Genomic DNA, 15,064 nt, shown 5'->3' with positions numbered 1-15,064 from the left:
ATCCAAAAGCTGAAAAGCAGTTGAGTCCCTTGAGGAAATAGTTATAATTCACTACTTATAGAAATAGGCATACAAAAACGCCATCCTTTCCTATAATTCTACAGAAAGAATAGCGTATTTTTCAAAAATGAGTTCTTTTATTGAGAAACTTTGATTCTATATCATACATAAAAGGGCAACCAGTGCTAAAACAGCTGGAAGTCCTTGTTTCACAATAATTGATTTATTAGATGTGAAACCTCCGAAAATAGCTGCTATCACCACACAAATCACGAAAAATAATTGGACCATATAACCAATTGGATTGAGTCCAAGTACAAGTCCCCAAATGAGACCAGCCGCTAAAAATCCATTATATAAACCTTGGTTTGCAAACATAATGGCTACGTTTCGATCTCCTTCTAAATGCTTCGGTAATTTGAAAGCACGTTTCGCTACTTTTGAATCAATAAAAAACATTTCAAGGATCATGATAAACAAATGTTCTAATGCTACGATCCCGACTAAAATAGCTGCGATTATTTCCACACTATTCTGCCCCCTACACTCTCTATTCTTTAATATTCTCTACATTTTTTTGCACCTGTAATAGAACATGAATAAGTATTTTGCGTTCTTCTCCACTGATATTTACGAACATTTCCTTCATAAAATGTTCCTTTTCTTTCTTGTCAAAATATTAATTGATATATCAATTATTGATACATCAATTAATATACATCTCTCTTTTTATTTTTGCAAGTTTTTTTGCTCAATTGGTTTTATTTTGTTCCAGCAACTTTAAACCAATTCAAAACATCAGTTCGCATTTCTAGAAATCATAATTACTTTAAGTTCATTCTGACAATCATATTTAACTAAATATATAAAAGAATTGAGTTATATCTCCATCAATTTATAAAAATTAATTTTTTCTAAAAACAGATACTTTACGTTTTTTATAGTAATAAAAATCATTTTTTTGTTTCAGAGGCAATCCATTTTGTTAGCCTGATGGGCATAAGATAGCACCCATATGGAGAACCAATTATCTTTCAAGAAGATGGCTAGAAATCTGGAATTGGTACAGGAGTTGCCTACTTCCCCGATTCAGATGGTACTAATTTAGAGCTAATTGCTCCAAAAGGGCCATTTAGACGTGACTAATTAAAATATATTAATACTGAAAAACCACCTTTATGAGAGGTGGTTTTTTGTTGCTAATAGTGAAGGTTAATATTGAGGTCTGATTGATACCTATTCCTTTTCCACATCTTTCATCATACCATCGAAAGAATAGTCTTATAGCTATTTCAAATATTTCGGCAGTACTATATTGCTAGCAAGCTAAAATTTCATGGTACTCCCCAAAAACTCTGCTGAATCATAACCCAAAGTTCATTTTATCATTTCAAGGTAATTCGAAATTCTTAAGTTGTTGGGCACGGGGTACAGCTGAAAAACAGTGTATATTCATTAACTTCAAACTAATTTTGATGTAACAAAATTGTATTTATACCTTTTTAACAAATTCAGATTTTAATTTCATAGCTCCAAAACCATCAATTTTACAATCAATATTATGATCTCCATCAACTAATCGGATACTCTTTACTTTTGTACCAATTTTTACAACTGATGAAGTTCCTTTTACTTTAAGATCTTTAATTACTGTTACAGAATCACCATCGTTTAAAATATTTCCATTTGCATCTTTAATTACCTTTGTATCTTCACTATTTTCAGCTTCTAATTCTAAAGTCCACTCATGAGCACATTCTGGACAAACAAAAAGATTCCCATCTTCGTAAGTGTATTCTGAATTACATTTTGGACAATTTGGTAAATTAGACATATTTTTATTTCCTCCACTCATTTTCGTGTATTCTATTAAATAAATATTATTTTTAATTTCCCTTTTCCGTTTAAATATACGGAAAATATTCTCTTCTTACTGTTTGATACTTATTTGTTGAATGTATAAAAAAACTACTTGTTCACACCTTGTAAAAAATCTTCTCCACATTCTCCAAAGCAAACTTTCTTCTTCTCTATTTTTTAATAAAATGATGAAAAAGTAGATGAAATCAAACAAACTTTGTATGTGAAGTGAAATTTTTAAAAATCTAATGCATTTACTTTATTCTTTATTGTATTGATTTCCTGAGATTGCTGAGAAAGCCCTGTACACTCATGAAAAGCAAAATGCTTACACCCTATACATTTTCTTGTATTCAGATGTCCTAAAGCACAATTAATTGCTTCCCCGGTATGATCAAAAAAGTTTTCTTTCCCAATCTCAGCGTACAATCCATTCTTATCTAGATTGGCTTTTAGCTCTGATTGAATTCCAGAAATAAGAAGTACGCCACCTTGTTTTTTGAAGTGCTGAACAATATTCCTAAAGTAAGACTCTCCTGTGGTATCAATAAAAGGAACTTTTCCCATACGTAAAATTAAAACTTTAGGTTTATAATGAATAGTCGCTAAAATATTTTGTTCAAATGTTTGAGCAGCCCCAAAGAATAATGGGCCTTCTATTGTATAAATACTAATTTGTGGACAATCATGAGCTTTATTTACCACATGCGATAACAATTTTTCATTCTTTTTTGTATGATCAGGAAGCACTTTAGATATAACAAGCATATTACTCATACGTTTTGTAAACAAAATAACAGCTAAAATAAGACCGATCTCCACAGCTGTTGTTAAACTAGTAAATACAGTAAGTAAAAATGTTACTAGTAATACAAGGGAATCTCCTGTCTTCATTTTGAGTATGTGATAAAAATGTTTTTGTTCGCTCATATTCCAAGCTACCACCATTAAAATGGGAGCCATACTAGCAAGAGGAATATGTGAAGCATATGGAGCTAACAGTAAAAGTGTCAATAACACAAATCCCCCATGAATAATACCCGACATCGGAGATACAGCCCCACTCTTAATATTAGTCGCTGTACGAGCAATTGCTCCAGTTGCTGGAATCCCGCCAAATAACGGGGTAACAATATTTGCAATCCCCTGACCGACAAGCTCTTTGTTACTGTTGTGTTTACTATTTGTCATACCATCTGCCACGACAGCGGATAAAAGCGACTCAATTCCACCGAGCATCGCAATAACAAATGCAGGACCAATTAACTGTTTTATACGTTCTAATGTGATTTCTGGTATATCAAACTGAGGAAGTGTATTTGGAATCGTGCCATATGCTGTACCAATAGTAGGTACATGACCTGAGAAAAATACAGTTGCAATTACAGTTGAAATAACAACACCTACTAATGAACCAGGCACTTTTGGTAAAATCTTTGGTGTTATGAGTATAACAAAAAAGCAAATCAAAGCAGTTATAACACTATAAAAATTGGTAGTACTGATATGAGTGAAGAGTTCCTTCAAATTCGCTAGAAATTCCTCATGCTTTTTTATACCTGTTAAACCTAAAAAACTAGCAATTTGTCCCGTAAAGATAATAACAGCAATACCTGAAGTAAAACCAATTGTTACAGGACGTGGAATAAACTTAATTAAAGAGCCTAGTTTGAAGATTCCCATAAGACATAAAATAATTCCAGCTAACAAACCCGCGAGTAGTAAATTTTCGTATCCATAGGTAATTACAACTCCTAAAAGAATCGGAACAAAAGCACCTGTAGGTCCTCCAATTTGATACTTCGAACCACCAAACAGTGAAATGAGTATTCCAGCAATACAGGTTGTATAAATCCCATACTCTGGCTTAACACCAGAGGCTATAGCAAAAGACATAGCAAGTGGAATCGCAACAACTCCAACAATCATTCCTGAAAGAAGATCCTTTTGAAAATGTGCTAATGAATATCCTTCAAACCTTCCTGTAAATAACTTTCTCATTACAAACCCTTCTTTTCTATTTTTAATAGATCTGGATTACAAATGTATTTCTCGGTCCCTTATACAGAAAATTGTCCTTTTCACAAAAATAAAAAACATCCTAATATTTACTATATGTTTTACTTAAATGACACTCCAATTCACCTATATCTCCACCTTGTTGTACATAGGATTTCAATCTTTCTGCTAAACGTTCTCCGGCTCGACTATTTAGCTTCTTCGTATCAATAAACGATCTAATCCTTACCTTATCTGGAGTAATATCTCTACGAAACATTTGTCCTGGAATTTCACTCCAAAAACGATTCCATTCATCCAGTAATCCTATTTGATCAAATAAAAAACCTTGAATTCCACATAACCAAGCTGTACAAGCAGTATTTCTTTTTCGACATCCAACTCCATCTTGTAAATGTTGGCATGAAAAACAACAAGAATTTCCACTTTTTATACAAACTTCACAAACGTAATGAGCTCCTAATGAGCGAAATGTTTCAATCCCATGTTGGATGATATCTTCTTTCTTAACCTCAATACTCAACCTATCCCTCCTTGGCCATCATTTCACTTTCTGCTTCATCTAGCTCTTCTAACATTGAAATCGTATCGATTAAATGGTTGTTGAAAATCTTCCGTGCAACCACCAATAAATCCACAATAATAGGGTCTCGTAAAGAATATAAAACTCTTTTTCCATCTTTCCTACCAACAACAATATTTTTTGAACGTAGTACACTTAATTGCTGAGAAACAGCTGAGCCTTCCTTATTTAAAATATCTTGAATTTCGTTTACGCTTTTTTCACCTTCTGACAATAATTCTAAAATACCTATTCGCAAAGGGTGTGCTAAGGCTTTAAAGAAATCTGCTTTAAATTGTTGCATTTCGTTTCCCATTGAAATCCCTCCGTTACTTTTCCTCAATTTCAAAAAGTATCATATACATCTTCAAATGTTTGAATATGTATATGATACTTTTAAAACCTCGAATTTTCAATACAAATTTTACAATATTAAATAAGCATCAAATAGAGAAATATACTATTCAAATTCAGGTTCAAAATTTATTATCCAAAATAAAAGCGCCTAACATATTAGGGATATATAATACGTTAGGCGCTTGATATTTAAAATTTTTCGATTTAGGTCTTGATAATATTGGATGAGTATATGACCAAAACGCTAGATGACTAATATGAATAAACTTATTTGTAAAATTAATTCCTTAGAATATTTTAAGAGCAAGTTTTGAAAAAAACTATTCAAAACTTGCTCCTTATTTTCTCAGATCCAACTATTTTGATACTAAAACCAACAGTAGTGAATTAGAATAATGACTTAATACTTGCTAAGACAGTAAGTACACCTACAATAATAACAAATACGTTGCTCATTTTCCCTTTGTATTTAGCTAGTACTGGCACTTTTTGAATCGCATACATCGGTAATAGACATAAGATAGCAGCAACTAAAGGACCGCTTAGAGAATCAATAAGTCCAAGAATACTTGGATTTGTATAAGCAACAAACCAGCATGATAATACAACAAAAGTAAGAATTATTGTCTTAATTGTTTTTTCTTCAATATCTTTTCCACGTGATTTACCAAACTTAATAATCATGTCACGCATTACTTCAAATGCTCCTATATAATGGCCAAGGAAAGACTTTGTAATAGCCACAAAAGCAATAATTGGAGCTGCAATAGTGATTACAGGCGAATTAAGCTCATTAGCAAGATATGAAAGAATTGATAAGTTTTGTTCTTTTGCCATTTTTATATCATCTGGAGTCAAGCTCAATGCGCTACTCCAAACGAAGAACATAACAACAGCGAATGTCATGATATAACAAACCTTTTGTATTTGCGCACATTTAGCATCAGTGGCTTCGATTCCATACGTAGCTCTCTGTTTCACAACAAATGATGAAATCATAGGTGAATGATTAAATGAGAATACGATGATTGGTAGAATCATCAATATCGTCCCAAAATAGCCTGTTCCTGTTGAAGCAGTTGAAACAGCTGAAAAACTAAGCATTGACGTATTCCACTGTGGAATTAAAGATATTGCGATAAACAGTAGAGAAACTATGAAAGGATACACTAACATACTCATTACCTTTACAGTAATATCTTGACCAAAATTCAGTATAGCGATAAGACCAAGAACTAATACAAGTGATAAAATAGCTCTTGGAGGTTCTGGCATGTGCAATTGATGCACAATAAAACTACTTGCAGTGTTTGTAAGCGCAACCGAATACATTAGTACGATTGTATAAATTGAACCGAAATATACGATGTTAAAAATGATACTCGCTTTATTTCCGAAATACTCTCTAATTGTACCTGTGATCCCCTCATCAGCAGAATTAGAAGCGTATATCATTTTAGCAAGTGCCCTATGTGAGTAGTACATAACTGGATATGCAAGCAATGTAATTAGTAGTAAAGATAATAAACCACCTGAACCTGCATTAATCGGTAAAAAGAGCACCCCTGCTCCAATTGCAGTTCCAAATAGACTGAGTGCCCATGTAGTATCCTGCTTATGCCACTTTTTCGGATCTGCATATTGCTCATTTTTTAGTGCGGTATTTTCAGCTTGAACTTCTATTTTCTTTGCAGTATTCCCGTTCATATAATAACTCCCCCTTGTATCTATTCCTGCATTTCTCTTTGCAACTAACAAATATTCCCTTTTTGGAAAATGAATTCCTTACAAGTTGCCCCACATTGTATGTCCTTCATCATAATGAATCCAAATTGAAACATTCGCTAATTAGCGTCCTAATATAATTGTTAGCGTTCACAAAAAAGTTTACTCGTAATATCCGCTCTTTATATAAAGAACCCTTAAGAGAACAATATAGAATAGACTTCATAAATACGTTGCAACATTTCTAATAACAGTGTATTACTTTAATGGTTTCTCTTTTTTACTTTTAACAGTAATTTTAGCTAAACCGGCCTCTCTTCATTTGCGAGGCATTTCTTTCTCAATTCTATACATTACTTTCATAACTTCGGTAGCACTGATGATATTGCTCACACAAGCCACTGAAGCACATTACATACATTTCGCCTCTAATCACACACCTTTCTTACTAATAATCGCATTTTTTATATTTTCTCCAGAGATAATAAAATTTCTCTCGACGCCCTCATTATAACGTGTATATTTATAAAATTAATATTTTTATATTTTCAGAAATATTAAAGAGGAATAATTTTATATGGATAATATTTTACAGTTAGCATGTAGCTATTGTTTTTATCGCTTAAAGCTGAATTAGTTAGTAAAAAAATACAATAATACATTGTTTTTCTAGGTGACTTATTATAAAAATACTTATATCCCCTTTTATCAAAAAATTTTATTTTAAACATAAAAGATATTCTAATAAATAATTAATTTAGGTAAAAAGAAAAAAATCCCAAAATAAAAAACCAAATTTTAGGATATATATTATTAATATTGAATTCATATACAATTTAAAAAGCTACACTGAGCAAAAAACAAAAAAGCTGCCCCATATGGACAGCTCATTTACATAATTATCGTTATCAGGAATACACAAACAAATCACTTCAATATCATCTTAATTGTAGTTTGTCCGGCTCTTCTTCAGGGATATCTCTATGTTTGTAATGAATCGTTTTTACATCATTTCCTTTTATGCGAAAAGTAATTGTGTCCCATAAGGCGGATTGTGTGCACCCTCAAAAGTTTAAATTTTAAAATCCCTCATTAACTAGCTCTTTTATCGAGTTTAATTTTGAAGAAAGCTCGATAAACCATTCTTCATCCCCTGTTAATAATGCAAGATCTATAAGATAAAGGATTTGTTCCTTATTTATTACCTTTGATTCAGGGAGTTTGTTAACGTGTTTACTAAAGAGTAAAATCGCTTCGTTTATTGTGTACTGGCCGTCACGTTTCACAATACTAACTGTAACTATATCCTCTACATCATCAAGTGATACAATATAACCAACTATTAATTCACCTTCATTTGATATTCCACGAACCCAATCTCCTACTTTTAAAACATGATTATTATTTGACATCATACCGTTTCACCTTCCTATAAATATTTTTTGTGACGATAAAAAAGATATAAAAACAAATTATACTGTAATATTTTTCATTACATTTAAGTGTTAAGAACTCACGGCTATATAATAATTAAGCCGCTTAACGCTCTTGATTGATAAGGTCAACAACTTCTTTCATTGTATAATTCTTTAAGTATTCACCTAGATGCTCTTCAGCACCTAAGAAAATAGCGAAAAGAACTTTTCGCATATTCGAACCTACAACACACTGATTGTTTGATTCTGGACACTTCGGCTGCAAAGCACCTTCAGAGGTTATCTGATAAATATGCCAAAGATTAATTTCATCTAAATCGCGAGCGAAAATAAAACCGCCACCAGTCCCCTCTTTCGATTGTATAAACTTATGTTTTTTTAACAAACTTAGTACTTTGCGAATGCGTACTGGATGAACACCTGCACTTTCTGAAATAGCATTACTTGTTGACATCCGGTCTGGCTGTAAAGCTAAATAAGTTAAACTGTGTATGGCCAAGGTAAAGTCGCTGTTCATGATTTTCCTCCTACGATTAAAAATATTGTTTCTCATATATTAACATACTGTAGCCATAAATATTACAGATTGGTTAGAACGTTAAAACATGTGGAATGCTTCTTGCCATAAAAAATTAATTCCCTTATATTCTATCCCGTCCCACCTATATCTGATAACTTCATTTAGCTTTTTAAGTTAAAAAGAAAATTAAACACTCCACTGTTTCTTCACTTGTTCTTCTGCCAACTGTTCAATTTTTGTCCAAATCGTATCTTTACTTACAATAACATTTGTTTGATAATTTCTATCTTTATAATTAACTGTAACACATACTTCAATCATCTTCTGCTTCCTCCTTTCAAGAAAATTTCTTATTTATATTTAATACCTGAAAAATTTTGAATTTAGTTATAATCTCTAGCATATAAATTCATTTTTTTAAATAATTAAGTTTAAAAACCCCACTGTTTCTTCACTTGTTCTTCTGCCAACTGTTCAATTTTTGTCCAAATCGTATCTTTGTTCACAATGACATTTGTTTGATAGTTTCTATCTTTATAATTAACTGTAACGCATACTTCTATCACCTTCAGTTTCCTCCTTTCAAAAAATTTCTCTTTCATACTATTACTTATTAATTAGCCAACTTTTGCAGTTCAATGTTTAAAAATGTTCGGACACTACGTGGTAAAAATTTGCGAATTTCTTCTTCGTTAAAACCAATTTGCAATCTTTTTTCATCCAGCATAATCGGGCGACGCAACATTAGTGGATGCTCAATTATTAATGTATAAAATTCATTTAGCGAGAGCTCATCAATATTTATATTTAAGTCCTGAAAAGTTTTGGATCTAGTTGAAATAATTTCAGTAGCCCCCTCTTCAGTTAAACGAAGAATCGATTTAAGCTCATCAACTGTCATAGAATTTGATACGATGTTTTTTTCAATATAATCAATTTGATGCTCTTCAAGCCATGCTTTCGCTTTTCGGCATGAAGCACAGCTTGCTGTTGTATATAGAATTACCATATTTAACTCACTCCTTTAATGTTATTAAACGTACATTTTAAATATCGCTTATTGAAATGTATTAAAAAAAATTACAGTTTAGAATCAAATTCACATAATGTTAATTATTCAGCAATGTTTCATTTATCTCTATTATTCATGCTACATTTTACAGACGTTAACAACTCACTTTTAAAAATCTTACTGTAATTTTAAACTTTACAGTTCAATTAATCAACTGTTAAGTCTTGGATTAATTTTAATAACACAACAAATTATTCTCCTGTAAAATTCCCCATAGCATGATGGCTCCTTCAAAGCACATTTCACGCATTTCTTGCTTACAAGTGCTATTATGGATTATATTCATCCTAATAAAAAGTACGTACTTTAAAGTGTTATAGGTACTAAAAAGTAACATATGCATTTTTAAGTGCCGTCCTGCTTATTTCTCTCTTACATCGGTTATTATGACCGATATTTAGCACAATAAATAGTACGCACTTTAAAGTGTTATAGGTACTAAAAAGAAATAATTTTAGTATTGCAACGGATGTAGGCTCACAACTGTAATCTAAATTCATCAAAGGAGTTTTTTTATGAAGACATACAATGTTCCTGTAGAAGCGACTTTAGAAGTTATTGGCGGAAAGTGGAAAGTTGTTATCCTTTGTCATTTAAAAAAAGGAACAAAAAGAACGAGTGAATTAAAACGTTTAATGCCTGGTATTACGCAAAAAATGTTAACGCAACAATTACGGGAACTAGAAGAAGATGGTGTAATCCAAAGGAAAGTATATGACCAAGTACCACCAAAAGTAGAGTATTCTTTAACGGATTACGGTTCGTCTTTAGGAGCTATACTCGATTCCCTCTGTTCCTGGGGAGAAGTTCATCTTGAAAAAACCGGGAACACATCCATGCTGATTACAGCAGATGAATCATAACTGTAGAAGACATAAAATAGGTTGAGACAATGCTTGCCTCAACCGGTTTTTATGTCTCTTTATAATTTTTTTGCCGTAATGACTGTTTCAAACTCAAAGGTTTCCGGTAGATGATCTGCATAAGAATATTCAAAAGTTCGTCCATCCGTTAAGTAAGCTACTTGCTCAACTCGCATTAGGAAATCCTGATTTGTTAAGTTCATAAACTGCTTTTCCCTATCATCTGGGCGAATCCCTTTAACCCTGACAACAGATGTCCCTACTTCAAGACCAAGTTTATTTTGAATATGTGAGTATATCGACTCCTCTAAAACAGAAGCCTTAACACCTGGGATAACCGAAATTGGCATCCATGTATGCTCCATAATCGTCGGAATGCTGTGAATGATGCGGAGGCGAATGATTTTATAGACGAAATCACCAATTGAAACTCCCAATTTCTCAGCAACTACTTCATCAGCACCTACAATCGCAAACTCGATAATTTTACTTTCTACCTCACTACCGTAAACAGCTTTCGTACCTGTTAAAGTTTGAATCATTCGTGCCTTTTCCTGCTGATGCCAATCTTGTACCACTGTTCCACTTCCGCGCCGACGGATAATGTAGCCGTCTCTTACTAATAGATCCAGCGCTTTTTTAATCGTAAGTGCTGAAACATCGAATTCTTCAGCAAGGACGGAGCTACTCGGAATTTTTTCGTTGATTTTATATTCACCGTCTAAAATTTGCTGTTTAATCTTTTGATAAATGCCGAGGTATTTTACTTGTGTTGATCCGCTTGCCATTTCCATACCTCCTTTATACTGCAAACTCTCTTCTATTCATTCAAATGTAAAGCCTCAAGTTTGTAAACTGAAGGTGATGGGGCAGCAAATCCGTTTTCCAAGATTTCAATATTCGTTACTGCTTCTTCATCTTTCACAAGTTTTGGTGCACCATTTACAATTGTGTCATACGCTGCATCATAGAAACGACCGTAATCACCAAGCGGCGTTTTAATTTGTTTTTCAATCCAGTCACCATTTGCATTACGATACTTAGCAATTCCATAATACATCGGCGAATCTTCACCAAATCCTGCACTCTCAGGCATAATACCCGCTTTCAAATCATTTTCCTGCTGATCTTCACCGTATTTAATAAAAGAGCCATTTGTTCCATGAACGATAAAGCGTGGATAATCTTTTGCTACGATATGGTTCGTTTTCAGCTTAATCTTCAACTGATTTCCATAATGTAGACCAACATCGAAATAGTTATCAACCGCACCTTCCACTTCATTATTACGAATATCGTATGTCACTGTATTTGGACGGCCGAATAGTGAAATCATGCGGTCCATCGTATGAATACCTAAACTGTAAAATGAACCTTCTTCTTTTGGAGCTCCATGAGTGATTGAACCAGGACGGAAATAATCAATATGTGATTCAATCTCAATAATATCACCAAGGAATCCTTGTTCAACTACTTGCTTTACAGCTAAAAAATCACCATCAAAACGGCGGTTTTGATAAGGCATAACGACTACACCTTTCTCTCGTCCTAAAGCTAATAATTCTTTCGCGTGTTCTACTGTATCGCAAAATGGTTTTTCAACGATAACTGATTTTCCGGCTAGTATAACTTTTTTTGCTAATTCATAATGCGTATGTGCTGGCGTACAGATCGTCACGACTTGAATTTCTTTGTCATTCAACAATTCGTCCAAATCAGTAGTGAAGTAAACACCTCTTTCCTCATATGGAGCCGCTAATTCTTCATTTATTTGACGTACAAAAATCGTTTTTACTTTTATATTATTACGTGTATTTAGATAAGGTAGGTGATAACGGTTAGCTGATTTTCCAAATCCAATAAAGCCCATTGTTAATGTCATGTTCTTCAACTTCCTTGCTCATAAATTTTCGTTTCTACATTTATTATATATTTTTTCTTTAAAAGTATATAGTTTTAATTTTAAAATTATATACTAAAAAGTCGAGATAGAAATCATTTTCTGATTCCCATCTCGACTTTACGTTATAGACTTATATCCTATCATCATTTTATTTATACTCAATGACTTGAGAGCTACTTGGTTACATGCTCTTATTCATACATATACGAACGTGTCATCGGAATTGTATCATTAATCCCTTTTGTAAATACAAATTGATGTAAATCAATATTACCTGTAAAGAACGAAGCTGCACATGCATTTAAATATAAACGCCACATGCGGATAAATCGCTCATCTTTCGTTTTACGAACTTCCTCTAGTACGTTTTCAAAATTTCGAGCCCAATGTTGTAATGTTTTTCCGTAATGTCTACGTAAGCTTTCTACATCCACAATAAAAAATTGTTCGTTTGTCATGTTCGTGATTAATTCGTTCACAGCAGGAACATACCCACCAGGGAATATATATTTTTCAATCCAACCATTCGTAGCACCACCATTAGCCGGAGAAGTAATGCAATGCAGCAGAGAAATCCCGCCATCATTTAATAATTTGTTAACTGTTTCAAAGTATTGCGTAATGTTGTCTTTTCCTACATGTTCGATCATACCTACACTAACAATTTTATCAAATTTATGATTCTTAATATCGCGGTAATCAAGTAAAGATACTTCAACTAAATCCGTAAGTCCCTCTTGTTTAATTCGCTCAGAAGTCTTAGCATATTGTTCCTCACTTAACGTTACTCCCATCGCTTTCACACCGTACTGTTTAGCGGCAGCTGTAATGAGTTCACCCCACCCACAACCGATGTCTAATAGCGTATCACCTTTTTGAAGGTTCAACTTTTTCAAAATATGATTCACTTTATTATGCTGCGCTGTCGTTAAAGAATCTTGCTCATTTTGGAAATATGCACAAGAATATGTCATTGTTTCATCAAGCCATAATTTATAGAAATCGTTCCCAATATCATAATGATGAGCAATATCATCTTTATTTTTTTGTTTTGAGAAATTCCATTTACTTTTGAAATATTGCAACTTACTATCACCTAAAAAGCTATCCTGCCTTTTATAAATAGATTGAATTGCTTTTTCAAGGTTACCCTCTATTTCAAGATCCCCATTCATATATGCTTCACCGAATGCAATAGAAGGATCCTTAGCGATTTCTTTTTTTGAAAGTGGCTTATGGAATGTTATGTGAAATTGAGGTTCCCCTTCGCCATATTGGATTGTTTCTCCATTCCAAAGTGTAATTTGAACTGGATCTGAAAACAGATTTTTGAATATTTTTTTATAAAAAAGTTCTTCAACCATAAAAACATCTCCTACTAAAAAATTGAACAAAAAACTATACTAGTTAATAAGTCTTTTTGAACATAGCTTAAAATCGTTATTGTACTGACTTCTTGCTACGAGTGTCATTATAAAACGGTTATATTATGAAGCATAGTACGTACTTTAAAGTGATGTAGGCACTTTTAAGTACCCATGACTGAAACAGGTCCTCAAAAATTTTACTTTTCATCATAACAACTTTCTAAAGTTTTAAAACGAAAAACACCACCTCGTCATTAGGTGGTGTTTTCAATATTACATATAGAGATTTCACTTAACTTCTGTGTTTTTTCTATCTATGCATCGTTCTCCCCATACGGTCAATTGATTTAATACATTTTGCAAAGACCACCCATAATCAGTTAAGGAGTATTCTACTCGGGGTGGAATTTCTTTATAGATTTCACGTGTAATCACACCATCATCTTCTAGCTCACGTAATTGTTGCGTCAACATTCTAACAGAAATTTCAGGAATTAGACGCTGCAACTCGCTCGTTCGCTTTGTTCCTTTCGTTAAGTGACATAAAATGACGACTTTCCACTTTCCCCCGATAATTTCTAAAGTTGCTTCTATCGGTATATTGTATTGTTTCACACGATCTCCCTCCTTTTTTCTAAATTTCTTCTCTATTGTTGCGTAAAAACAAATAATTTTCTATACGGCACATTTTAGTTCCTACAGCACAAAAAAGTACCTATATTACAAAAAAGTAATTATGCTGCGTAAAAATCTCCCTCTATACAAAAAGAAAAAACGAACGTATTCTCGTTCGTTTTTTCTTTCTTTATTCAGCTGCTGTTATAAGCATAGATGTGTTCCCATTCTTTTCAAGATGAACTTCTCCCCAGTTACAAAGAGTATCGAGTATAGAATCTAAAGAATGACCGTAATCAGTTAAAGAGTACTCTACTTTTGGTGGCACTTGGTTATACACTTTTCTCTCGATTACACCATCTTCTTCTAATTCACGTAATTGTTGCGTTAACATCTTTTGTGTAATACCAGACATTAATTGTTTTAATTCGCACGTTCTCTTTTTGTCTTTCTTTAAATGACAAAGGATAACTACTTTCCACTTTCCACCGATAACCTCTAAAGTTGCCTCTACAGGAATATTGTATGTTTTCATATAAAAATCTCCTTTAATAATTTTATAAGACAAATAAGCTAAAATATTTAAATATTACTTTTAAGTATCTATAGCACCTTAAAGTACGTACTTTTTACCCTGTTAAACATGTTTCATAATAGCATACGTAAACAGCAGATGAGTAGTACGGCACCAAAAAGTACCTGTATTACTTTTTAGTATCTATATCACTTTAAAGTACGTACTTTTCATTATGTAAAATACATTTC

16 protein-coding genes and 3 pseudogenes are annotated in these 15,064 nt (G+C 32.8%); 2 read left to right on the top strand and 17 right to left on the bottom strand.

Features of this window, described 5'->3' with window-relative positions:
* Positions 1-156: 156 nt before the first annotated feature.
* Complete coding sequence (locus tag DN401_RS05115) at positions 157-528, bottom strand: DUF1304 domain-containing protein (RefSeq protein WP_000402472.1); 372 nt, start codon at positions 526-528, stop codon at positions 157-159.
* Positions 529-1,011: 483 nt separating this feature from the next.
* Between DN401_RS05115 and DN401_RS05110 the strand changes: the two are divergent.
* A pseudogene (locus DN401_RS05110) lies at positions 1,012-1,146 on the top strand (VOC family protein); the annotation flags it as partial.
* A 346-nt stretch (positions 1,147-1,492) separates the two neighbouring features.
* On the opposite strand, the gene DN401_RS05105 reads toward DN401_RS05110, so the two are convergent.
* The 11 genes and pseudogenes from DN401_RS05105 to spxA form a co-directional block, all read right to left on the bottom strand.
* Complete coding sequence (locus DN401_RS05105) at positions 1,493-1,834, bottom strand: zinc ribbon domain-containing protein YjdM (RefSeq protein WP_000067659.1); 342 nt, start codon at positions 1,832-1,834, stop codon at positions 1,493-1,495.
* Between the two features lie 263 nt (positions 1,835-2,097).
* Positions 2,098-3,861, bottom strand: a complete 1,764-nt coding sequence (locus DN401_RS05100) for a SulP family inorganic anion transporter (RefSeq protein WP_001228486.1) — start codon at positions 3,859-3,861, stop codon at positions 2,098-2,100.
* Between the two features lie 100 nt (positions 3,862-3,961).
* Positions 3,962-4,402 (bottom strand): hypothetical protein, encoded by a 441-nt coding sequence (locus DN401_RS05095; RefSeq protein WP_000021462.1) that lies wholly within the window; start codon positions 4,400-4,402, stop codon positions 3,962-3,964.
* Between the two features lies 1 nt (position 4,403).
* Positions 4,404-4,757: an ArsR/SmtB family transcription factor gene (locus DN401_RS05090; RefSeq protein WP_000526187.1), complete on the bottom strand. Its 354-nt coding sequence runs from the start codon at positions 4,755-4,757 to the stop codon at positions 4,404-4,406.
* Positions 4,758-5,185: 428 nt separating this feature from the next.
* Positions 5,186-6,505 (bottom strand): aromatic amino acid transport family protein, encoded by a 1,320-nt coding sequence (locus DN401_RS05085; RefSeq protein WP_001014168.1) that lies wholly within the window; start codon positions 6,503-6,505, stop codon positions 5,186-5,188.
* 956 nt (positions 6,506-7,461) lie between these two features.
* Positions 7,462-7,595, bottom strand: a pseudogene (locus tag DN401_RS30565) (DUF3888 domain-containing protein); the annotation flags it as partial.
* 7 nt (positions 7,596-7,602) lie between these two features.
* Complete coding sequence (locus DN401_RS05075) at positions 7,603-7,938, bottom strand: IDEAL domain-containing protein (protein ID WP_000987462.1); 336 nt, start codon at positions 7,936-7,938, stop codon at positions 7,603-7,605.
* Positions 7,939-8,062: 124 nt separating this feature from the next.
* Positions 8,063-8,476, bottom strand: a complete 414-nt coding sequence (gene saiR / locus DN401_RS05070) for an Rrf2-family transcriptional regulator SaiR (RefSeq protein WP_001083465.1) — start codon at positions 8,474-8,476, stop codon at positions 8,063-8,065.
* 189 nt (positions 8,477-8,665) lie between these two features.
* The gene (locus tag DN401_RS05065) at positions 8,666-8,800 is read right to left on the bottom strand and encodes a BA3454 family stress response protein (RefSeq protein ID WP_000573516.1); all 135 of its coding nucleotides are present in this window, start codon (positions 8,798-8,800) and stop codon (positions 8,666-8,668) included.
* A gap of 110 nt (positions 8,801-8,910) precedes the next feature.
* Positions 8,911-9,045, bottom strand: a complete 135-nt coding sequence (locus DN401_RS05060; protein WP_000573515.1) for a BA3454 family stress response protein — start codon at positions 9,043-9,045, stop codon at positions 8,911-8,913.
* Positions 9,046-9,092: 47 nt separating this feature from the next.
* Complete coding sequence (gene spxA / locus DN401_RS05055; protein ID WP_000236189.1) at positions 9,093-9,488, bottom strand: transcriptional regulator SpxA; 396 nt, start codon at positions 9,486-9,488, stop codon at positions 9,093-9,095.
* Positions 9,489-10,066: 578 nt separating this feature from the next.
* Between spxA and DN401_RS05050 the strand changes: the two genes are divergently transcribed.
* Positions 10,067-10,414: a winged helix-turn-helix transcriptional regulator gene (locus DN401_RS05050; protein WP_149287616.1), complete on the top strand. Its 348-nt coding sequence runs from the start codon at positions 10,067-10,069 to the stop codon at positions 10,412-10,414.
* A gap of 49 nt (positions 10,415-10,463) precedes the next feature.
* Here the strand turns inward: DN401_RS05050 and DN401_RS05045 are convergent.
* From DN401_RS05045 to DN401_RS05025, 5 genes and pseudogenes are all read right to left on the bottom strand, one after another.
* Positions 10,464-11,202 (bottom strand): annotated as a pseudogene (locus tag DN401_RS05045) (GntR family transcriptional regulator).
* A gap of 32 nt (positions 11,203-11,234) precedes the next feature.
* Positions 11,235-12,296: an oxidoreductase gene (locus DN401_RS05040; protein WP_000176606.1), complete on the bottom strand. Its 1,062-nt coding sequence runs from the start codon at positions 12,294-12,296 to the stop codon at positions 11,235-11,237.
* A 212-nt stretch (positions 12,297-12,508) separates the two neighbouring features.
* Entirely contained in the window at positions 12,509-13,681 is a 1,173-nt protein-coding gene (locus DN401_RS05035; RefSeq protein ID WP_078403997.1) for a cyclopropane-fatty-acyl-phospholipid synthase, read from the bottom strand.
* Positions 13,682-13,972: 291 nt separating this feature from the next.
* Positions 13,973-14,299, bottom strand: coding sequence for a winged helix-turn-helix transcriptional regulator (locus DN401_RS05030; RefSeq protein WP_000816335.1), 327 nt, complete (start codon positions 14,297-14,299; stop codon positions 13,973-13,975).
* A 190-nt stretch (positions 14,300-14,489) separates the two neighbouring features.
* Positions 14,490-14,834, bottom strand: a complete 345-nt coding sequence (locus tag DN401_RS05025) for a winged helix-turn-helix transcriptional regulator (RefSeq protein ID WP_000860822.1) — start codon at positions 14,832-14,834, stop codon at positions 14,490-14,492.
* Between the last annotated feature and the right edge of the window lie 230 nt (positions 14,835-15,064).

The organism is Bacillus sp. BF2-3, assembly GCF_008368795.1.
GTDB lineage: Bacteria > Bacillota > Bacilli > Bacillales > Bacillaceae_G > Bacillus_A > Bacillus_A cereus.
This window is presented reverse-complemented; position numbering and strand designations above follow the sequence as displayed.

Excerpts from the sequence above, each read along its gene's own strand:
- DN401_RS05075 (WP_000987462.1), bottom strand. The coding sequence starts at position 7,938 with ATGATGTCAAATAATAATCATGTTTTAAAAGTAGGAGATTGGGTTCGT.
- DN401_RS05065 (WP_000573516.1), bottom strand. The coding sequence starts at position 8,800 with ATGATTGAAGTATGTGTTACAGTTAATTATAAAGATAGAAATTATCAA.
- DN401_RS05105 (WP_000067659.1), bottom strand. The coding sequence starts at position 1,834 with ATGTCTAATTTACCAAATTGTCCAAAATGTAATTCAGAATACACTTAC.
- DN401_RS05035 (WP_078403997.1), bottom strand. The coding sequence starts at position 13,681 with ATGGTTGAAGAACTTTTTTATAAAAAAATATTCAAAAATCTGTTTTCA.
- DN401_RS05100 (WP_001228486.1), bottom strand. The coding sequence starts at position 3,861 with ATGAGAAAGTTATTTACAGGAAGGTTTGAAGGATATTCATTAGCACAT.
- DN401_RS05025 (WP_000860822.1), bottom strand. The coding sequence starts at position 14,834 with ATGAAAACATACAATATTCCTGTAGAGGCAACTTTAGAGGTTATCGGT.
- saiR (WP_001083465.1), bottom strand. The coding sequence starts at position 8,476 with ATGAACAGCGACTTTACCTTGGCCATACACAGTTTAACTTATTTAGCT.
- DN401_RS05090 (WP_000526187.1), bottom strand. The coding sequence starts at position 4,757 with ATGGGAAACGAAATGCAACAATTTAAAGCAGATTTCTTTAAAGCCTTA.
- DN401_RS05040 (WP_000176606.1), bottom strand. The coding sequence starts at position 12,296 with ATGACATTAACAATGGGCTTTATTGGATTTGGAAAATCAGCTAACCGT.
- DN401_RS05050 (WP_149287616.1), top strand. The coding sequence starts at position 10,067 with ATGAAGACATACAATGTTCCTGTAGAAGCGACTTTAGAAGTTATTGGC.
- spxA (WP_000236189.1), bottom strand. The coding sequence starts at position 9,488 with ATGGTAATTCTATATACAACAGCAAGCTGTGCTTCATGCCGAAAAGCG.
- DN401_RS05085 (WP_001014168.1), bottom strand. The coding sequence starts at position 6,505 with ATGAACGGGAATACTGCAAAGAAAATAGAAGTTCAAGCTGAAAATACC.